Source organism: Kocuria himachalensis (assembly GCF_054784195.1).
Window position 1 is genome coordinate 15,653 of the sequence record NZ_BAAGPL010000004.1, and the last position, 19,253, is coordinate 34,905.

Genomic DNA, 19,253 nt, shown 5'->3' on the forward strand with positions numbered 1-19,253 from the left:
TGATAACCGGCCATATGTAAAGCGGAAGAGGGCTGATGCGGTATCAGAGATCATCTGAGGGTCCGGCAAACCCTCCACTATAACCCTCACGGTATGAACCTCTTACCTGACATCTTTCAGCGCAGTGACCCCGACGCCCGTCATCACTACCCCGGCCGTCCCCTTGTCTGGGTGCCGCAGCGGGGCGTGTGAGAGTCTGGCCTCGTCCCCACCACTTTCCCCTTGGAGCCCCCTTGAACGCTGCCGCGCCCTGCCCTGCCATCGAGAACCTGCCGGTCGTCGACTCCTTCGCCGTCGCCGCCCAGATCCGGATGACCGCCGCCGGTACCCGCGCACGCCTGGTGGTCGCCGTGCCGCAGGAGGCACCGGTCAACCCGCACACGCTGATCTCCGCGCTGCTCACCCTGGGCCGGCAGGTGCTGGAGGAGTACCGGCTCACCGGCCAGCAGCTGCCCGAGGTGGAGGTCACCGCGGTGGAGCGCGTCGAGACCGTCCCGGCGACCGCGGCCGCCACCGGGTTCACCGTCGGAGTCACCAACGACCTGGAGGCCCAGCGCTCCACTCTCGTGCTGGACTCGGACTTCCTGCTGGGCAACGACGGCGGGGTGTTGCTGGCCGCCGCCACACTGCTGGCCGGGGCTGAGCATCTGCTCGACCCGGAACCGGCTGATCGCCCCCGCCGCGCCGGGCGCAAGCACCAGCCGTCCTCGTCCAGCCGCCGGCGCTCTGGCGGCCGAGGCCGCGGCCGCCGCTAAACCTCCCGCGGTCCTCACACTGCCCCGAGATGGGAACCCTCCCTGAATCAGCCCCACTGGGTCCGGCATGAGTTCGTTGCACGGAGACCGGACTATGGGCGAGGAAGTTCAGGCGGTGTCTGCCCCGGCGGGTTCGACCGTGGAGGCCGCCGCAGGGGTGAATGGGGCATGCGAGGGCAGTGCTGCGCTCAGGTGCGGGGCGATGTGTGCCAGCCGGGCGAGATAACCGTGGGCGTCCAGCTCACTCAACGCGACAGGAACCCGGGCCTTGGCCGTGCTGGCGCGGGCGGCGAGCTCGGCCAAAGCCAGGGTGTGCTCGGGACGGGTGCCGGCCACCGCACCCAGCACTCGACGGGCCTCCAAGCTCAGCCGGGAGTCGGCGCCAGCCTGGTGGATCAGGGCCTCCAGGGCCGGGCGCAGCGCCGCGAAGGCCGCCGCCCGGGACAACGGATCCGCCACGGGAGTCGCCCACTTGGCGTGCGCTGCGGCAGGGTGGACGTCGTTCATGCGGGCCTCCTCAACCGGAACAGCTACCTGTGAGTGGTCGTTGTGCTGCCACAGGGCCGGAGGGAGTGTCATGGGTGCCGTGAGGGGCCGCCGGCCCGGCGGCAGAAGCGTCGCCCCCCGACGACGGGGCCCCAAGCCCCAGCTCTTCTGCCGCCAGGACGGCGGCTATTCGACCGGTCTGGAATGGGTCAGCCCCCCGGCTGCGCCCTCTGACACGGTCCACGCTGGGTGGCTCAGCCCCCCGACTGAGTACCGTGCGCGATACCCCAACCGTACCGACCAGTATGAACAAGATCGACTTTCATCATGTCCCCACTTCCGCCGGTAGGACGCCCCGCCGTGCTCACGAGGCGTTTCCCGGGCCGGATTGTCCGCCCAGAGGCGGTTTCCGCCAGCTCGTGCGGCAGGCCGGTATTGCTGTGGCCCCGGTCCTGCGGACACCGACTCCGACCGCATCGGCCAAGCCTTCCCCCGGGGATGCCATTCGCGTGGTCCTGGCCCTGTGACAGTTATGGGTTCCAAGCCATGACGCCATCGGCTGCACGCCCGGGGACATCCACAAAGCCCTCGACCAGGTAGAGCTTCTTGGCGTAGTTGCCGGCCTCCACCGACAGACTGAGCCGGGGCACCCCTCGAGCTCGCGCATCGTCCTGCACCTGGCGCAGGAGCGCCCGGCCCACTCCCTGGCCACGCCAGTTCCCCCGCACCCAGAGACTCACTTCCGGGGTGTCCTCGGCGAGGAATCCGTAACCGGGATCACCCGGGGGCAGGTATTGGGCCCAGACAACGCCAGTGGCGTCCTTCCCGACTTCTGCCACCTATCCGAAGTCGCCACGCTGGGGGTCAACGACCGTGTAGTGGGAGAACTCCGGCCGCGTGCTCAGATCGGTCGCTGTGAACCGCTCCTCGCACCAGTTGAGGTTCCCGAGTGTGGCCGCTGCCAGCAAGGCGCTGTCCGCTGCCAGCAATGGTCGTAAGGAGAAGTCATGGAGCACGGGGTCATCGTAGAGCCGCAACCAGATGCCGAACCCCATCTGCACCATTGAGTCAGGCGCCATCCGGTATCTGAGCCGACTCGGGTGGTCCGGTCTGGAGCTCCACGAATGACCCAGATGACATCGAGGGCATCGGCTCAGGCAGCACCGCGGAAGAGTCCACAACCGTGGGATTCTCTTTCGCACTCGCTCGTGCTTGGCTCAGGGGAGTAATGACGGTACGGGGTGGGGGCAGGCATGCGCAGAGGCGAGGGAAAGTACTTCCTCATCGATACCCTCAGCGCCATTCTGGGCGCCGCCGCCGTGTTCCTGTTCGTCAAAGATCATGTGCTCTTGGGCCTCGTCGCCGGTGCTGCCTCCTTTCTACTGATCTCCGTGGCACACCGGGCACTAGACAACGGCCGCATCGACGAAGCCCTGGAAGCCAAGGCCGAGTACGACCGCCTCCATGGGGATGATCCTGCGCCGGAGCCCCCACGGCACAGCGCTGATGGCTGAGCCGCCCATCATCATCGCTGATCGCATCATCGAGTGGTGCTTCGCCAGGGTTGCCTCACGGCAGACCCCTAGTTCCAATGCACTCAAGCACAAACTTGGCTGTCCCCAGGGGCAGAAACATAGGGGGATCAAGGGTGGGGCAAGGCAACGAGTGGGTCTCCCGATCAGTCATTGCCATCGGCATCGGCATGATGTTGCTGACCTTCAGCCTCTTCGACTTCGGTCAGGCAGACTGGGCCGTAGGAGCCGGTGCACTGAGCGTTCTGCTGATCGTCATTGGCATGCGCTTGTTCCGCCGCAGCCAGCCGGCCTCAAATTTCTCGCGAAGGACAGGTCGGCAACCAATCCCACTACTTGATGGAGACGACGCCACCAAAGGTCTCATCATTGTTGGCCTACTCGTGCTCCTAGTCGGGATCTGGCTCGGACGAAGCGAACAGGTTGGCCCCAGCGGTCTCGTATCGATCGCAGGCATTATTCTCGTGCTCCTCGCCCAACGTCGGTTCAAGCGCGTTCTCGGAGACGGCGCCTTACCTACGGATACAGAGGAAACCGAAGGGTAACGAAAGACCGAGTACGCCAAACCACTTGGGCCGCAACCCCAGCAGGACGGCGAAAATGTCGAGCCGAAAGACCTGACGAAGCACAGCTGGGGAACCTCTACTGCATTGGTCAGTCGTGGCACAGCCGGGGTACGTACAGCGTGGTGTTGCTCGAGCTCAGGCTGGGGATGTTGCCTGGGCGCCTTCGTACATGGACAGGTACTTCCAGGCTCGAACCGACCGGTACAGCGGTATGGCTGCCAACACGAACCAACCGACGTACGTCATGACGGACAGCTCCGCTGAGGCCCACACCATGCCGAACACGGCCACGACCACCATGGTCACCACCGCCGGCGCCCCCTCAAGGTGACCACACGCCAACGCCGCCACCGCCACGCGCACTAACGGCGACTGAGGCAGTTCATTGGCACGGACAGAATCACGGTGCGCGACATTGACGTAGCTGCTGGACCACCACACTCCCCGCAACGTCGGTCTCGGAGCTCGTGTGACGAGGGCAAGCACCCACGCCAGGAGGGGAATCCCGGTCAGCAGCAACACGTGCCAGGGTCGTCCCTCGGCATCCGCCATCGCTTTGAACACCCACCAGATGGCGGGAAGCCCGATCAGCAAGCACGCCACAGCTATCGGTGTAGCCCTCTGCAGCACCTGACGCCGGCTGGGGATGGGAAGATCCGGCCGAACCAGGACAGCGCCAGGTTGCTCGGGAATGGGGACGCCGCTCATGGGCCCACGCTAAGCGCCGGGTCACGCGATGTCTGTCCGCTATTGCGGGATAGGAACCTCTACTGCAACGCCGCCCTCGTATGCAGTGTCCGGTAGCCGGCCATATGTAAAGTGCAAGACCTCCCGCTGTCCCGCCCCTTCAAGGGGGGATTTTGAAGTGAGCCTCGAAGCGTGAGACGCCCGCAGGGGAACCCAACTGCACCGTGGTCGGTCAACCCGTCATCCGGAGTGTCAGCGGCCTCTCCCACAGGCATGCGGGAGGCAGCTGTGCCGGTAGGGTCGGGGCGGTGAGCACAGGACGGCGACAGCGGCGCCCAGTGGTGAGGTTCAGAAAACGGGTCGTGGTTGCGGCAGTCACCGGTGTGGTGCTGATCGGGTGGCTGGCCGGTGCTCTGTTGGGCCGCCCCGAGGGGTGGTCAACGGGACGAGGCCTTGTCTGGTCGGACCCGGAGCGACCGGCAGTGGTGGTCATCGGGGATTCCCAGGCCCACGGCGCACTGGAGGCACAGCTGCGGGAGACCTGGGTGAGCCGGGGGCTGGTGGGTGCCGGCTACGAGCCGGTGGTGCTCGGAGAATCCGGGACCGGGTTCCTCAAGAGCTACGGCGGGGCGCCGTCGTATCTGGAAGGGCTCCGGCAGGGGGCGTACACGCTGCCTGCCGAGGACGTCTCGCTGGTGGTCGTGGAAGGTGGCGGCAATGACGAGGACTACCCCGATGAGCTCATCGTCGAGGCGGCACACGCGTCTTTGGATCTGGTGAAGGATCACTACCACCAAGCCGACGTCGTCGTGGTCGGGCCCCTGGACAGCGGCGATGATCCGCGACGGGTGCGCATCAACGAGCTGCTGGCCCAGGTCGCCGAGCAAGAGGACGTCTTCTTCCTCGACGCCAGCCGATGGGGCCGGCAGTACCAGCTGGAAGGGCTGTTCTACGAGGACGGAGTCCATCTCACCGAAGCCGGCCACGAACGCCTCACGGACCCGTTCACCACCGAGCTCGAGGGGCTGGGCCTGGCACGCACCGAGTGAATCCCCGCACCGGACCAGGAGTCCTCCCTTGAGGCGTGACCGGGGTGTCAGGTGCTGGGCTGCAGCGTCCGGGCGCCGGTTGCGCTCATCGCCGCCGGCCCGGTGAGGGCCTGGACGGCCGCCTCGTGCAGGGTCCAGGCGTGGTGGCCGGGCCAGTCCAGGCGCAGGGCTGCAGCCAGCATCTGCTCGGGGGTGTACTGGCATCCCGACGTGCGCAACTGGTGCAGCATCTTGGTCATCACCTCGAACTCAGCCGGGCCGGGTCGCGGCGGACAACGGCTCAGGTGCAGGGTCAGGCCAGTCATGGCCTGGTGCACTTGAGGATGACCGGCGAACGGGTCACGTGGGGATAGCCGTTGCCCACCGAGATGCTGGGGGTGATAGGCGTCCACCCAGGGGGACACCGTGTCGTTGTCCCCGGCCACCACAGCAAAAGCCATGACTCCGTCGATGTCCTCGGCTTCGGTGAGCATCCTCGCGTCCGGGGCGTAGACGATCACCGCGCCGTGAAATATGGTGGCCCGTGCGGCCTGGGCGACAGTGCCGATCTTGACTCCACGGGCTTTCAGACGCCGCAGATGGTGGAGCTTCTCCCCCATGCCCGCAGATGCCACCAGAACCCCGATCGAGTCCCCACCGAGGTCTTCGCTTTGGTGTAAGGCCCAGGTGATGGCCTGGAACAGGCCGTTGGCCGGGGCCACCGGCGCAGCGACATCAGCCCGCGGGCAGTGGCGCGAATAATGGGGCATTGGCGGCTGGTGACTCCTGCCATGGGAGGGGTGAGCACAGACGGTGGTGATCGTCGCTCAGAGTACCGCCACCGCCCGGGCTCACCCGGCCCCGCCCCCCTGTCGTCCTGGTCCCTGGACACGGCTGCGCCCGGCACCGAGGCGGAGTCAGTGCCGGGCGCAGCCGTGGTTCGGCAGGGACGGGGCTCAGTCGCCCAGACCGGCCTGGTGGTTGATCCCGACCTGGTCGACCTTGCGGTGGAAGCGCATCCCGGCGATGCCGCCCAGTACCGCCCCGACCAGCGGGACCAGGGCGGTGATGACCAAGGCGATGATGCCCCCGGTGGTCAAGGTGCCTTCTCCGACGGGGATGCGGGGGAAGCCGTTGAGCTGGCCCAACAGGTTGAACTGGGACCCGGCCACCGCGCCGAGCACCGCCAGGAGAACGGCGATGACAATGGCCCACAGCCACACCGCGATGCCCTGCTTGGCCCCGTCGAAACGCGCCATGCGCCCGGCGACGTAGCCTCCGCAGAAGTAGGCGATCAGCAGGATCAGGCCCAGCACGATCCCGCTGACGATCCCCACCGTGGTCGCGTCCTGGGTGGCCTGCTGGGCGACCTGCCCGGGATCGGTGTTGGTGGCCACCCCCACCCCGGCCCCGATGGCTGACAGCAGCGCGGTGAGCAGCACCGCCATGCCGGTGGCGGTGAGCCAGCCGAAGAACGCCGAACCGAACTTCATGCCCCCGAACTGCTCCTTCTCGGCGGCCACCACTTCGTTGCGCCGACCCTTGGGAGTGGACGATCCGGGAACGTCTCGATCTGTCATGGTGTTGTCCTCACGTTGGGCTGTTGCTCTGGTGCCGTCTCGGGTGGCGGGTTCCTCGTACTGAGGAGGGTCGTGACGGGTCAGTGGCCCTGGCAGGCATGAGGTGGCTTCCTCCCTGGACCATCCACCGGTGTCCACCGCTGCGGCCGTGCCGGACACCGTTGCGACGCTCTCATCCGGGCGCGCCCCGGCCAGTGCTTCGTGGCCACCCCTGTATTCGTCCTGGGCCTCTGCGCCCATCCCCTCCATAATTCCGCCCCGTGTCCCACCACAGCGGCGGGGGGACACGGGGAGGACAAGCCCGAGTCCGGGGTGGAGTTACTTGGCGTGGCGGGCCAGCAGGTCCTCGACCACACGGGGATCGGCGCTGGACAGATCCCAGGCGCCGGTGGTGTCGTGGTAGTCCTGGGCGGCCTCGGTGATCTTGAACCCGCTGGCATCACGCGGCGGGGTCGAGGTCTCGAGCACGTGGATCAGATGGGTCTCGGCATCGGCCAGAGCCTGCGGGTCATACATGGTGGGTCCTTTCACGGAGTCGGTTCTCCAGGATCAGTTCTGCGGGGTCAGTTCTGCGGGTGTGGGTCCGGTGGGCTCAGCGGTCGACTTTGAGCACGGAGCCGTTGTCGACGTTGACGTACACGTCCACCGAGGTGCCCTGGTCGTCGTCGATGTCGACCTCCCACACGGTGGTGCCGTCCTCGGTGTCCAGCTGGGCGCCGTCCAGGGTGCCGTCCACCTCCTCGAGGGCGGTGCGCACGGCATCCTCCAGCGGGATCTGGACCTGGGCGAGGTTCTCCCGGTCCTGCTGGTCCAGCTCGTCGTCGCTCTCCTGCGGGGTGACCTCCTGCCCGTCGGCGGAGACCTCCACTTCCTGCTCACGGTCCTCCACGGCCAGCTTCACCTCCCAGCCATCACCGGCGTCCTTGCGATCGATCTCGAAAACCTGCCCACCGGCCACGGCCCCCTCCGCGGCCACGATCGCCCCGGCCACCGCACCGGCCTCCACCCCGACCCCGGCCGTCCCCGAGGGGGACGCCGAGGCGCTCTCGTCCTCGGTCGCCGTGCCCGAGGGGGACGCCGAGGCGCTCTCGTCCACGGTCGCGCTCTCACCCGCGGTGGCGGTGGACTCGGTGGTGGCCTCGCTCGTGGTGGCCCCGCCTGCGGTCTCCTCACCACCACCCTGAGTGCCCCCGTCGGCGCAACCGGCCAGCAGGAGGGCGGAGAGGGCCAGGGCGCTCAGGGACAGGACGTTTTTATCAGTGTGCTTCATAAATGATCATTGTTGCGGGGACCGCCCACTCGCGCAAGGAGAGGATCGGGAGCAAAAGGCCAGGTCAGAGCGTCTCGGCGCAGGTGCCGGCCGCACGACCACGGCCCCTCCAGGGTCTGGAAGGCAACCCCCCAGGGGGCACATGGGACAGTCGCCAGGGTGGTGGTTGATCGCTCCAGGCACCTGCCCACGGCACTGGACCAGCTGGGCCGCGACCCTGCCCCATTTCACGAGCGACCACTAGTCAGCTTGCTGTCGATTACGTAGTGTGTGAGGTGCTGCGGTCCCAGTCCGTCGGGGAAGGCGCCGTGTCCTGGCAGGTGTGGTCGGGGTGAATCCGTTCAGTGGGGTGTCGCCCGCAGCGACAGCTATCCGAACTCGCCACCACCGTGGCGCCGTGAGAAGGAGAAGCACATGCCGGCAGGACAGGGCAAGAACATCCGACGGGTCACCAGCGTCGATGTGATCCGCAGCAATACCGGGGAGGGCCAGCCCGGGGCGTACACCTTCGAGCTGACCCTCGACGAGGGCGTGGAGGAATACCTGCTCGTGGTGCCCGACAGCGAGGCCTCCACCGTGGCACGACTGATCCAGCACAGCAGCGCCATGCAACTGGACAAGAACACCGATGACCTGATCTTCGAGAACTACGGTTCCTGACCAGCACCGCGACCAGCAGCCCTGCCCTTTAGCAGTTCACTGGGCAGGGCTGCTGTCCCGCGGCTCGGCGCGGCGGTCAAGAATCCACCAGAACAATCGTGGAGGCCACCCGCCTCCCCTGCCCAGCCCTGGTTCGGCCAGAGAAGAACCACGACTTACCCACCAGACACGCTCACGCTCTTTACCTCCAGGCTGGAGCACAGGAAGAGGATCACGATGAACACCTCAGGAACCACCCCGCAGGACCTCGACGAGTCCGGGAACCTCCCCGAGGGCGCCGCGACGGATCAGCAGGGAGGCCTGGTCGACGCCGACGGCGGGGCGCAGTTCAACGCGGCCGTGGAGCAGCGCCTGACCGACGGTCAGGACTCGGATTCCACCACCAGCGCCCAGACAAAGACCGAGGACGACAAGACGGACCTGCCGGTACTGGAGGAAGAAGAAGACAGCCCTGTGAAGCCGCAGAACTCCTGAAGCCCTGACCACGGCCAGCACTCCCCCTCCACCCCACCGGGCCGCTGGAGAAGCGACCCGGTGGGGGCGATCCCGCTCCCATCACCACCAGTGAGGTAACCCGTGAAGAAGATCCTTTTCGCCATCGCCCCCGTGATCATCAGCCGCGTCCTGCAGCGCCGGCAGGAGAAGAAGACCCGCGGCAACGCCCAGCGCACTGATCGGCGCCGCTGAACCGACACCCGTCACCGGGTGGGCCGGCCGCGCCCTCCGGGCATCAGTGCCCGCCCCAGTGGCACTGCGGGACGGTGAAGCCACCTCGGATCACCAACCGTGCTGTCAGGCGGGAAAGTCTCTGGCTCCCCTCCGATGATCCACCACCAACTTCAGGCCTGACCGGCGGGGTCAGTCGCCCACGGCATCGCGACCGCGGCGGATGAGCAGCTCGTCGGGAGGATAGACCACCGAGACGTCCTTGTCCTCGTAGTCGAACTGGGTCAAGAACACCCGCATCGCGTTGAGTCTCGCCCTTTTCTTGTCGTTGGATTTCACCGTGATCCACGGGGCGTGGTCGGTGTCGGTGGCCAGGAACATCTCCTCCTTGGCTTGCGTGTAGTCCTCCCACCGGTCCAGGGACGCCAAATCCATGGGGGAGAGCTTCCACCGGCGCACCGGGTCGAGCTGGCGGATCGCGAAGCGGGTGCGCTGCTCGTGCTGGGTGACGGAGAACCAGAACTTGGTCAGATGGATCCCGGAGTCCACGAGCATCTTCTCGAACACCGGGGCTTGGACCATGAACTGCTCGTACTCCGCGTCCGTGCAGAAGCCCATGACGCGCTCGACGTTGGCGCGGTTGTACCAGGAGCGGTCGAACATCACGATCTCCCCGTTCGTGGGCAGGTGGCGGATATAGCGCTGGAAGTACCACTGCCCGGCCTCCCGGTCCGAGGGCTTCGTCAAAGCCACCACCCGGGCCGCCCGGGGATTCAGGTGCTCGGTGAAGCGCTTGATCGTCCCGCCCTTGCCGGCCGCGTCACGGCCCTCGAACACGATGACGTGCTTCAGGTCGTGATCCTGGGCCCAGTACTGGAACTTCAGCAGCTCGATCTGCAGCTGGTACTTCTCCAGCTCGTACTCCTCCCGACTCATCAGCTCGTCATGGGGATAGTCCTCCCGCCAAGTCTGCACCGCCGAACCCCCCGGGTCGATCAGCTCCGGGTCCTCCTCGTTACCGTGCGGCACGGTGTAGCCCTCGCCCATCAGCTTGTCGATGAACTCCCGCAGGTTCTCCCGCGCCGGATCCATGGCGTTGGTCATTGGACGATCTCCTCCCGGGCCGGAGGGCCCCCTAAGCACTTCAGATCGGTGTGGTGGCTGGCGCCGGCTGCGACGGGGCACCCTCGGACGGCCGCCAGAGAAACGACTGTCGCTGCCCCTCGGCGGGTACGTCCGTGGGGTCGCCACCGGCAATCCGGCCCAGCCACGGCTGGCGCCAGCAACGCTGAAGGCAACCGGTGGGCGGCGTGCACCCGGGCACCGACTTGTCCTCGCTGCCGCGCATCTGAGCCGTATCAGACCACCATACTGGTAAGCACCCTGATGGATGATGTGAATATTGAGGAGCACGCCGGGGCTGAAACCGAGCTACGGACGCTCACAGCTCCTCAAACCGACCCGCAATCACCCAAGACGCCGCGGGGCCCGTCGCCCTTTCGCCGGTCTCCTGCGATCTAGATGCGTCCATCTCTTCCTTACTACTCTTCTTCCAGGACGCCGGTGCCGGCGCCAGATGAAAGGACCGTTCCGTGACTGATCCTTCCTCCACGACTGATCCCTCCTCGGTGGCTCACCGCCCGATCCCTTCCTTCCCTTCGGTCTCCACGACACTGCCTCTGCACGAGGTCCTGGCAGAGAGCGCGGACCTGCGGGAGTTCCTGGAGGAGTTCACCCAGGTCATGGCCGCCCACCTGACCTCCGAGCACACCGCGGTCTGGTGCGCGGTGACCCTGCTGCGCGACGGTCGCGTCGCCACGGTCGCCAGCAGCAACGCCCGGGCGGAGGTGCTCGATGAGATCCAGTACGGCTACGGCGACGGCCCGTGCCTGACCGCCGCCCGCCAGCAACTGATCACCCACGCCCCGGACCTGGCCCAGGGGCCGTGGCCGGAGTACGGGCAGGCCGCCACCGCCCAGGGGGTGCACTCGGCCGTGGCGGCCCCGTTCGATCTGCCCGGCCCGGACAAAGCGGCACTGAACGTTTACGCCGGTACCACGGACGCCTTCAACGAGGACGCGATCGCGGCGATCACCCAGGAGGTCGTGGCCGCCTCCACCGCGCTGCGCCTGGCCCTGCGTCTGGCGAAGCATCAGGACACCGAGACGGACCTGGCCACGGCGATGACCTCACGCACCGCCATCGACGTGGCGGTGGGCATCCTCATCGGCCAGCAGCACTGCACCCAGCAGGAAGCCTTCGACCTCCTCACCGCCGCCGCCGGGCGGCGCGGCATCAAAGTCCGCGAACTGGCCACCGAACTCGTGCAGTCCACCACCGGGCAGGCTCCCACAACGCACTTCAACGCCCCCGAAGCACCCTGGGCCTCTCGCGGCACCGGCTGAGACGACCCGCTTCCCGCCACCGTCCCCCGCCCCAGACCCGAGCGGACTAGGGGCTTCCCGGGTTGGGGGTCGGTGAGTATGCTCGACGTTGGTCTAGTAGCTGACCGATCCCTTGATCCTGCTCAGCGAAAGATCCTCCCCCATGCCTTCGTGCTCATCCACGCGGTCTGCATACTCCTCGGTCGCCGGCCCCACCCGGTCTCACCCGCGCTTTCTCCCCGGTGCTGACCGTCCGGCACCGGCGACCCGGGTTCCGGCGGTGACCGCGTGAGCGGCGCGGCAGAAACCCACCCCGCCCCCACCACGATCGCCTCGGGCACTCTGGAACGGGCCCTGCGGCTGGGCCCGGACGACCCGTTCCCCGACGAGCTGCTGGAACTACCCCTGGGCGACCTCCAGGTCCTGCACAGCCGCATCTGCCGGCAACTGGAACTCGAGGACCTCACCGACCCTGACGGCCGACACCCGATCACCCTCGACCGTCTGCACGAGCTGCAGATCGAGTTCGCCTCCCGCCTGCTGCACTGAGCCACCCCATTTCGTCGTCAGTGTCCGGTAGCGGGCCATGTGTAAAGCGAAGGGTGAGAACTCGCCTGCGTCCGCGCCGTCGCCGGTCCGATCAGGAGTTGTCCGGACGGCCCTGAGGCAGTGATCGCATTCCGGATACAGGGCGCAGCTCGCCTGAAGGAATCCCGGGCACGGGACCGCGAGCACAGTGACAAGCATGCTTACTATCGCTATGCTTCATGCTTATGCTGGCCGCAGTGGTCGGTGTACGGGGTGATCGCACGGTCGGGTACGACGGTGCCAGCACCCCGGGGGCCTGCCGTTGCTCCGCGGTGAGGTTGTCGCCTCCGTGCCGCCAGCCATGACGGTGCGGAGGCGTTCCCCGGTGGGTATCACCCCTGTGAGGCGACCTCCAAGACACCGTCCTGGATCGGTCGCGGCGGTGAGGGGCCGCACGGACCGCCCCTGGCCACACAGGGGTTTCACTCTCGGTGAAGCCATTGATCAGCAGGCTGATTATCAGTAAGCTGAAGAGTGGCAGCTGAATGCACCACTCCGCCCCCCCCTGGCGGGCACCGTCTGCGCCGGACTCCCGCCAAGGAGTTCGTGCCACGCGAATTACCCAAAGGAGATCTCATGGCCACCTACGACGTCAACGCCCTGCTTTCCGCTACCGCCTACGGGTCGGACGGCAACAAGATCGGCAAGATCGAGCAGGTCTTCCTCGACGACAACACCGAGGAAGTCACCTTCGTGACCGTCAACACCGGTCTGTTCGGCACCAAGGAGAGCTTCGTCCCCGCCGACGGCGCCCAGCAGGACGGCGGCCGCCTCGTCCTGCCCTACACCAAGGACGTCGTCAAGGACGCCCCGAACGTGGACGCGGACCAGCACCTCTCCCCGGCCGAGGAGGAGGAGATCTACCGCTACTACCAGATGAACTACTCCGGCACCGGTGGCCGTGACGACCGATACGCCACAGAGACCGATCACAACGCCGTTCCGGCGGCCGGAACCGCCGGCTACGCCCGCAATGACCGGTACGCCGATGACACCGCGGACCGTCACGACACCGCCGCTCGCGCTGATCTCGACGACAACGAGGTCATCCGTCACGAGGAGCGCCTGCGCGTCGGCAAGCAGCGCGAGGAGTCCGGTCGCGCCCGTCTGCGCAAGTACGTCGTGACCGAGCACGAGACCGTCGACGTCCCCGTCCAGCGCGAGGAGGTCCGGGTCGAGCGCATTCCCCTCGACGGCACCGAGGTCACCGGCGGCACCATCGGCGAGGACACTGTGGAGGTCACCCTCCACGAGGAGCGCGCCGTGGTGGCCAAGGAGACCGTGGGCGTCGAGAAGATCGAGCTCGAGAAGGAGACCGTCACGGAGAGCCAGCGCGTCGACGCCGAGGTCCGCAAGGAGCAGGTCGAGATCGACACCGACACCGACCGTCGCGACCGCATCTGATCGCACCCGATCGACTCTGGGGCCCCCGTCACCTCCATGGTGACGGGGGCCCCGTCGTCGTGCCGGACGCGGTTCACCCCGCGACCCGCCGGGCACGGCCGCGTAGTAGACCAGGCCCAGCGCGACCACCGCCGCGGCAGCCACGTACATCCCCCGGTAGCCGGCCGCGGGGACCAGCGCCCCCATGAGCATCGGGCCCAGCGCCACCCCCACGTCCATGCACAGGAAGTAGGTCGAGGGGACAACCGCACGATCGGTGACAACTGAGTTGACTTGATGGCCGCTATCCGGGCCTTATGTAAAGCAATTGTCTGCCCCAGGCGAGCATTCGGTGAAACCACCCATCCGCGCAGGCGTTCGCTCCGAACTGTCGATATGAGTGGAAGTACCGTCCACCCCACCGGGGCAGAGCTTGACGTTCTGGTGCCCTTCACCACGGCCGGCACCGGCCCCAGCGGCCGGAGAGGAAACTCGGCATCGTGCCATCGACTGGTGTTCGGGAGCTCTCACAACACGTCGGTGAGGCACTCCCGCGGCGGAACCGGCACCACCGCAGGCGGGACATCGCCGCCAGGGGGTCGGCAGCCCCTCCCCCGGCACGGCACCTCGATCGGAGGACATGTCGTCACGGGCGCACCATTGCTGCCTCCACTGCGCGGGGAGCTGGGAACCCGACCCATGACACCGGTGGTGGCGCCCCTGACGCGGCCCCGAACCGTTCGCACCCTCTGGAGGTCTTCATGAGCAGTCCCCTCTTCCCGATGAGCAGCTCCTCAGCCCAACTCACCGAGATCAACCGGGTATTGACCGGGTTGAACGAACGCCTGCACACACTCTCCGGTGGCGCTGCGGTGGCCGCGGTGGCCCAGGCCGCTGTGCACTATCTCCCCGGTGCCCGGTGGGCCAGTGTCACCGTCCTGCGGGAAGGGCAGTTCCGCACGCTGGTGGCCACCGCCCCGGTGGCTCAGCAAGCCGATGCCCTCCAGTACGAGCTCGGCTCGGGCCCGGGCGTGGAGACAGGACTGGCGGGCACCGTCCACCTGGTTCCCAACCTGCGCCAGGAGCCCCGGTGGCCGCGATTCGGCACCCGGGTGAGCCAGCGACTCGGGGTGGCCAGCCTGTTGGCCTACCGGCTGCCTGTACTGGAGGATCCGGCGACGACGGTCGGGCTGAGCCTGTACTCCGATGCCCGGGATGCCTTTGACGGGCAAGCCCTGTGGGCCGGCGGGCTCCTGGCCAGCCACGGCGCCATGGTGGTCTCCGCACAGTTGAATCGGCAACGGTCCGGGCGCCCCGCACAGCGGCCGACGACCCGCCCGTAAGATCGACACCGCCCTCAGCACGCCGGTGGCCCCGTACGGGGAGCAGCCAGGAGGAAGCCACCCCCGTGTTGCACCCGATCGGCCCTTATCCCTGCCGGCCCCTGTGCACCGCCCCTGCCGGTGACAACGACGCTTCGCGGACCGCCAAGACGCCGACCCCAGCCAGTGCCCCCTGCCCCGGTTGAGGCATGGATGGCCCTGGTTCACATGCCGGTGAGCGGCGGTCCGCGTGTTGAGCTCTCCACCGCCGACAGCCGACCTCTGAGGGTGGTGAGCGGGACACGTACAGTGACGTTCATGACGGAGCTGCTCTACGAGTGGATGACGATCACCCAGGCCGCCGCAGCCCTGGAGGAGTATCTGGCCGAGCGCGACCCGGCCCTGCAGCAGCTGCGCACGGGAATGGCCGCTCACGGGTTGAACCCCGAGGAGATGCTCGACGGGACGGTCGGCTCCGTCGTTCCGGTGTGGGAATGGATCACCGACCGGGTCACCGAGCTCGGGGTCGATCCGAGATCACTGACCCAGGACCCGACCCGACCCGGTTGGCCCAGCTGGGCCCGGCACGGGATGCTCGTGGACCCGCACCCACCGGCCGAATCCCTGGCACTGGTCGACGGGTTCGCCTCCTACCTGGGGCAGGTCCTCACCACCGCCGTCCCCGCGGCGCACTGGCAGAGCGGTCATCACCGCATCAACGACTTCCCGATGCTCCACCGCCCGGTGCTCGCCGGCGCCGCGCACCAGGTCTTCCTTCCCGGTCTGCCGATCTACAGCGCCTACCAGTCCGCCCACGGCCGTGACCCGATGAGCGGGGTCGAGATGATCGAGCACGTGCGGCGGACGATCTCGGCGTTGCGCGGGCAAGGCCCGGAGGCGGCCACCGCCGAGGAACCGTACGTGACCGTCGTGCCCGAGATGGATTGCTTCGACGTCGGTTTGCGCGCCGACATCGCCGAGGATCATTCGTCCCTGGTGGATCGGATGATCGCCGAGCTCACCGACCGCGACGGCGTCGAGTCCGTGCACCGGTACGGGCCCGCCGCGCTGGTCGTCAACGCCGCGTCCTGGGAGGAACTGCGGTTGCAGATGTGGCTGACCCTGTGGCTGCAACGCCACCTGCCCGCCGATCATTGAGCGCACCCGGGCAGGAACCCCACCTCAAGGCCTGGAGCGTGGAACAGGGGGGTGCTGTCCGTTGCCGTACCGATGCACTCCCCAAAGACACGGCCACGGTTCGGCGCCGGCACTGTGAGCACGAGGACCACGACGACCAGTGCCAAGAGTCGTCTCCGCGACGACTCGAATGCCCCGCACCGTGGCGGCACCCGAATCGCCTGACCAACGGGTCATCACGGAAGTTCTGCTGCAGCATTGCCACCATAAATGGTGAGGACGTACCCGTCCCGGACGCGTTGGCCTGGCTGTTTGCGCCGGGGACTTCGAGGTGGGAGCACGGCTGGGATCGTGTTGTTCACAGGCCGGTGAAGGCGGTGAAGAAGCGGAAGAACACCGAGGCTGCCGCCGCGACGTAGCTGAGGGCCACCAGCATCCAGGCCCACTCGGACGCGAAGCGCACCAGGGCCGCCGGGGCGGGGATGATGCCGTGGACGAGGTTGCGCACGGTGAGCAGCAGGAACAGCGGAATCATCGCGGCCCACACGATCAGGCAGTACAGGCACAGGACATAGATCGAGAACAGGGCCTGGGACCACAGCCAGACCACGAACACCGCACCCAGGGTGACCCCGACCTGCAACCCGACCCAGTACCAGCGCCCGAACCTCGCCCCGGACAGCAGCGCCATGGCGGTGGTGATGACCACGGCGAAAGCGACGACACCGAGCAGCGGGTTAGGGAAGCCGAACAGCTCCGACTGCCAGGTACCCATGACCTGCCCGCAGGACACCCACGGGTTGATATCGCAACTGGTCACATATCCCGGATCCCGATACAGGGCCAAGCGCTCGAGCACCAGCACGGCGGAGGCGATCCAGCCGATCACCCCGGTGGTCAGCAGCAGCACGGCGAAGGGCCGGTGGCGGGCGAGAACCGGCAGGTGCGACTCGGAGGCGGTGCCGTGGGGGCGGTCGACGGTGGTGGATTCGGTCATGGTGAGTTCCTTGATGACGGTTCGACCGGCGGTGGTGTCGCAGTCAGCGGAACGGGCGCCGAGGTGGTGGGTGATGTGAGGTCACGACCCGCACGGGTCAGAGACTACCGAAGGGACCATGACAGAGAGACCCTGACGAAGAAGGCGTTTACGCGGAGCTGGCGTTGACCGGCCGGATGACCCTCAAGGCTCCCGGAAGGCCCACCGGTTCCCCATGCCGCTCCGGCCACGGCGCGTCGGGCCATCGCTGTTCGAGGGAGTTCCGGCTACGGGGTGGAGGCCTGCTCCGTGGACACAGCCCGGCGCCCCGGCTGGTCGCGGGCGTGCGCCCGGGCCCGGCTCAGGAGCAGGTACCCAACACAGGCCAGGGCTGCCGCGAGGCCTTCGGCCACGGCGGAGAGCGTCTTGACGGGATACCAGACGGGTTCGTACATCGACGGGAGCGGGCCGATCGCCGGCAGAGGCACGTACCGGGTGAGCAGCACCGCGGCCAATGCCGACAGCGCCGTGACCGCCCCGACCAGGTGTGCGGGCCGGGTGCCCCGCACCAAAACATAGAGGGCCGCGGCAACAGAAGCCACGGCCTGCACCTGGAACAGGGTGCCTTGTCCGATCCCGTCATGGGGCACCTGCTGGTACCCGGGGGCCAGCTGCAGGTGGATGACGGCGGTGACCACCAGGGCGGCCGCGATCAGCACCCGCAACAGGGGCATCAGGGCCCGGTGATGCACATCGGCGCCGGCGCGGGTGGGCCCGGCTGTCCGGGTCATTGGACGACCAACGTAGCGGACATCTGCGGGTGGTAGGTGCAGATGATCGGATACTCCCCTGGCACCTCGGGGGCGGTGAAGGTGACCGTCTCACCGGCTGCGGCGATGGCATCGAAACCCCCTTCGTTCGCGGCGGTGACGGTGTGCGGGGCGGCGTCCTCGTTGATCACCGTGACCGTAACCCCGGGGGCGACCGAGTCGGGAAGCTCGTACTGGAAGTCCCTGATCGTGATCACGACCTCCTCCGCGGTTGCAGGTGCCGAAGAACTGGCCTCAGATGCCGAAGATCCCGGTGTTGCCGACGCGGAGGACACGGCGGTGGAGGCGGCACTCGAGGAGGGGGTGTTCGGCACGGACCCGGACGGCCCACTCTCGGCACCGCACCCGGTGAGACCGACCGCAGCACCTGCCAGTGCGACGATGACCACGGCCTGCTGGAGATTCATGACTGTTCCTTCCGAAGAACACGGGCGGGCGCCGATGGCCCCGGGTTTGGGCCCCGGAGGATCCGGGGGCCTGTGCACAGCAGTCCTGTGTATCCGACCGGTCCCACGTTGGTTGTGGGGCTCGGGGCGCTCCACGCGCTGCTGCTCCGATGACGGGGCAACGGCCTCGAAGCATCGCTGAGGTGTGGTGGGTCGTGGTGCTGACCCGTGCACCTGTTGTTCGTTGCCGTGGTGGGAACGGATGGGTGTGTCCGGCGATGTTCTCGGCTTCCCTTTCCGTTGGGCGCTCCGGGGCCCCGCCCCGGTGTCCCCGGCGATGGTCAGGCAACGCGATGATCCCGGCAGACACACCCGTCCACGGGCCGGTTCGCTCCGAACCATGGATGAAGGACCGGTACCCGTGGACCCCAGTGCTACGGGCACCACGGAAGCAGCCCCGGAGAGCCGGTGTTCCCGTCGACGACGGGACGGTTCCCGGGGGCGCCGGTGGAGGAAAGCCGTGATGATGTCGCAAGAACTCGTGCAGGAGCGTCCACGGCAGGCCGAGGAGGCGGTGCCGCGACGGGTCCGAGACGACCTCGTCGCACCCGGGGGGCCGACGGGCGCCCGGCGCGGGTGGGATCTACGCCCCGGGGATCACTTCCACGGGCGCACCATCGTCGCCGTTCACGGGGTGGTGGGCTTGGCCTCCACCCCAGTGGCCGTCATCTCCTTCACCGGACTCAACACCGGGCACCACGGCCAGGCACGGGTCGGGGCGACCCACGCCGACAACGATCGTGGCCACGACCGGCTCCGGCCCCTGGCCCGGAACTGGGTCCGGTCCCGCGGCTTGGCCGAGGGCGAGGCCGTGGACCTCGCCCGGCTCAGGAACGATGTCCTCACCGCCATCACCCCGGACGGCACCTCGTCCACGGCCGGGTAGTGCCCGCGCTTTGCGGGCGAGGGCCGCCGACATCGGTGGCCCCACTGATGGACCACCCCTGCTCTGGAGGC

23 protein-coding genes are annotated in these 19,253 nt (G+C 67.7%); 12 read left to right on the plus strand and 11 right to left on the minus strand.

Annotated features, from left to right (window positions below; all coding sequences use genetic code 11):
• Positions 1-233: 233 nt before the first annotated feature.
• Positions 234-755, plus strand: a complete 522-nt coding sequence (locus tag ACYVM4_RS03010) for a hypothetical protein (protein WP_460667615.1) — start codon at positions 234-236, stop codon at positions 753-755.
• Positions 756-863: 108 nt separating this feature from the next.
• Here the strand turns inward: ACYVM4_RS03010 and ACYVM4_RS03015 are convergent, their stop codons facing one another.
• Positions 864-1,262, minus strand: coding sequence for a hypothetical protein (locus ACYVM4_RS03015; protein ID WP_460667616.1), 399 nt, complete (start codon positions 1,260-1,262; stop codon positions 864-866).
• Between the two features lie 509 nt (positions 1,263-1,771).
• Positions 1,772-2,080 carry a GNAT family N-acetyltransferase gene (locus tag ACYVM4_RS03020; RefSeq protein ID WP_460667617.1) on the minus strand — a complete coding sequence of 103 codons (309 nt, stop codon included), beginning with the start codon at positions 2,078-2,080 and terminating at the stop codon, positions 1,772-1,774.
• A gap of 414 nt (positions 2,081-2,494) precedes the next feature.
• Between ACYVM4_RS03020 and ACYVM4_RS03025 the strand changes: the two genes are divergently transcribed.
• Together ACYVM4_RS03025 and ACYVM4_RS03030 are read left to right on the plus strand one after the other, a co-directional pair.
• Positions 2,495-2,755, plus strand: coding sequence for a hypothetical protein (locus ACYVM4_RS03025; RefSeq protein WP_460667618.1), 261 nt, complete (start codon positions 2,495-2,497; stop codon positions 2,753-2,755).
• A 134-nt stretch (positions 2,756-2,889) separates the two neighbouring features.
• Complete coding sequence (locus ACYVM4_RS03030; RefSeq protein WP_460667619.1) at positions 2,890-3,318, plus strand: hypothetical protein; 429 nt, start codon at positions 2,890-2,892, stop codon at positions 3,316-3,318.
• Between the two features lie 156 nt (positions 3,319-3,474).
• Here ACYVM4_RS03030 and ACYVM4_RS03035 read toward each other — a convergent pair whose 3' ends face one another.
• Entirely contained in the window at positions 3,475-4,047 is a 573-nt protein-coding gene (locus ACYVM4_RS03035; protein WP_460667620.1) for a hypothetical protein, read from the minus strand.
• Between the two features lie 464 nt (positions 4,048-4,511).
• Between ACYVM4_RS03035 and ACYVM4_RS03040 the strand changes: the two genes are divergently transcribed.
• Positions 4,512-5,075 carry an SGNH/GDSL hydrolase family protein gene (locus tag ACYVM4_RS03040; RefSeq protein WP_460667691.1) on the plus strand — a complete coding sequence of 188 codons (564 nt, stop codon included), beginning with the start codon at positions 4,512-4,514 and terminating at the stop codon, positions 5,073-5,075.
• A gap of 47 nt (positions 5,076-5,122) precedes the next feature.
• Here ACYVM4_RS03040 and ACYVM4_RS03045 read toward each other — a convergent pair whose 3' ends face one another.
• The 4 genes from ACYVM4_RS03045 to ACYVM4_RS03060 form a co-directional block, all read right to left on the minus strand.
• A complete protein-coding gene (locus ACYVM4_RS03045) occupies positions 5,123-5,824 on the minus strand; it encodes a hypothetical protein (protein WP_460667621.1) in 702 nt (233 codons plus the stop codon).
• 186 nt (positions 5,825-6,010) lie between these two features.
• A complete protein-coding gene (locus ACYVM4_RS03050; RefSeq protein WP_460667622.1) occupies positions 6,011-6,634 on the minus strand; it encodes a hypothetical protein in 624 nt (207 codons plus the stop codon).
• Between the two features lie 318 nt (positions 6,635-6,952).
• Positions 6,953-7,150 (minus strand): hypothetical protein, encoded by a 198-nt coding sequence (locus ACYVM4_RS03055; protein WP_460667623.1) that lies wholly within the window; start codon positions 7,148-7,150, stop codon positions 6,953-6,955.
• 76 nt (positions 7,151-7,226) lie between these two features.
• Positions 7,227-7,904 (minus strand): PepSY domain-containing protein, encoded by a 678-nt coding sequence (locus ACYVM4_RS03060; protein WP_460667624.1) that lies wholly within the window; start codon positions 7,902-7,904, stop codon positions 7,227-7,229.
• A gap of 414 nt (positions 7,905-8,318) precedes the next feature.
• On the opposite strand from ACYVM4_RS03060, the gene ACYVM4_RS03065 reads away from it, so the two are divergent.
• Both ACYVM4_RS03065 and ACYVM4_RS03070 read left to right on the plus strand, forming a co-directional pair.
• A complete protein-coding gene (locus ACYVM4_RS03065) occupies positions 8,319-8,564 on the plus strand; it encodes a hypothetical protein (RefSeq protein WP_460667625.1) in 246 nt (81 codons plus the stop codon).
• Between the two features lie 216 nt (positions 8,565-8,780).
• The gene (locus ACYVM4_RS03070; protein ID WP_460667626.1) at positions 8,781-9,038 is read left to right on the plus strand and encodes a hypothetical protein; all 258 of its coding nucleotides are present in this window, start codon (positions 8,781-8,783) and stop codon (positions 9,036-9,038) included.
• A gap of 384 nt (positions 9,039-9,422) precedes the next feature.
• Here the strand turns inward: ACYVM4_RS03070 and ppk2 are convergent, their stop codons facing one another.
• The gene (gene ppk2, locus ACYVM4_RS03075; protein WP_460667627.1) at positions 9,423-10,334 is read right to left on the minus strand and encodes a polyphosphate kinase 2; all 912 of its coding nucleotides are present in this window, start codon (positions 10,332-10,334) and stop codon (positions 9,423-9,425) included.
• 488 nt (positions 10,335-10,822) lie between these two features.
• Between ppk2 and ACYVM4_RS03080 the strand changes: the two genes are divergently transcribed.
• From ACYVM4_RS03080 to ACYVM4_RS03100, 5 genes are all read left to right on the plus strand, one after another.
• Positions 10,823-11,635, plus strand: coding sequence for a GAF and ANTAR domain-containing protein (locus tag ACYVM4_RS03080; protein ID WP_460667628.1), 813 nt, complete (start codon positions 10,823-10,825; stop codon positions 11,633-11,635).
• 267 nt (positions 11,636-11,902) lie between these two features.
• A complete protein-coding gene (locus ACYVM4_RS03085; RefSeq protein WP_460667629.1) occupies positions 11,903-12,163 on the plus strand; it encodes a hypothetical protein in 261 nt (86 codons plus the stop codon).
• Positions 12,164-12,778: 615 nt separating this feature from the next.
• Positions 12,779-13,606: a DUF2382 domain-containing protein gene (locus ACYVM4_RS03090; protein WP_460667630.1), complete on the plus strand. Its 828-nt coding sequence runs from the start codon at positions 12,779-12,781 to the stop codon at positions 13,604-13,606.
• A gap of 740 nt (positions 13,607-14,346) precedes the next feature.
• Positions 14,347-14,928 carry a hypothetical protein gene (locus tag ACYVM4_RS03095; protein ID WP_460667631.1) on the plus strand — a complete coding sequence of 194 codons (582 nt, stop codon included), beginning with the start codon at positions 14,347-14,349 and terminating at the stop codon, positions 14,926-14,928.
• 297 nt (positions 14,929-15,225) lie between these two features.
• Positions 15,226-16,065 carry a hypothetical protein gene (locus ACYVM4_RS03100; protein ID WP_460667632.1) on the plus strand — a complete coding sequence of 280 codons (840 nt, stop codon included), beginning with the start codon at positions 15,226-15,228 and terminating at the stop codon, positions 16,063-16,065.
• Between the two features lie 337 nt (positions 16,066-16,402).
• Here the strand turns inward: ACYVM4_RS03100 and ACYVM4_RS03105 are convergent, their stop codons facing one another.
• The 3 genes from ACYVM4_RS03105 to ACYVM4_RS03115 all read right to left on the minus strand — a co-directional run bounded on the left by ACYVM4_RS03105 (position 16,403) and on the right by ACYVM4_RS03115 (position 18,638).
• Entirely contained in the window at positions 16,403-17,041 is a 639-nt protein-coding gene (locus tag ACYVM4_RS03105; protein WP_460667633.1) for a vitamin K epoxide reductase family protein, read from the minus strand.
• Positions 17,042-17,307: 266 nt separating this feature from the next.
• Positions 17,308-17,754, minus strand: coding sequence for a hypothetical protein (locus tag ACYVM4_RS03110; RefSeq protein WP_460667634.1), 447 nt, complete (start codon positions 17,752-17,754; stop codon positions 17,308-17,310).
• A 53-nt stretch (positions 17,755-17,807) separates the two neighbouring features.
• Positions 17,808-18,638 carry a cupredoxin domain-containing protein gene (locus ACYVM4_RS03115; protein WP_460667635.1) on the minus strand — a complete coding sequence of 277 codons (831 nt, stop codon included), beginning with the start codon at positions 18,636-18,638 and terminating at the stop codon, positions 17,808-17,810.
• A gap of 301 nt (positions 18,639-18,939) precedes the next feature.
• Here ACYVM4_RS03115 and ACYVM4_RS03120 point away from each other — a divergent pair, with 301 nt between their 5' ends.
• The gene (locus ACYVM4_RS03120) at positions 18,940-19,182 is read left to right on the plus strand and encodes a hypothetical protein (protein WP_460667636.1); all 243 of its coding nucleotides are present in this window, start codon (positions 18,940-18,942) and stop codon (positions 19,180-19,182) included.
• Positions 19,183-19,253 lie beyond the last annotated feature (71 nt).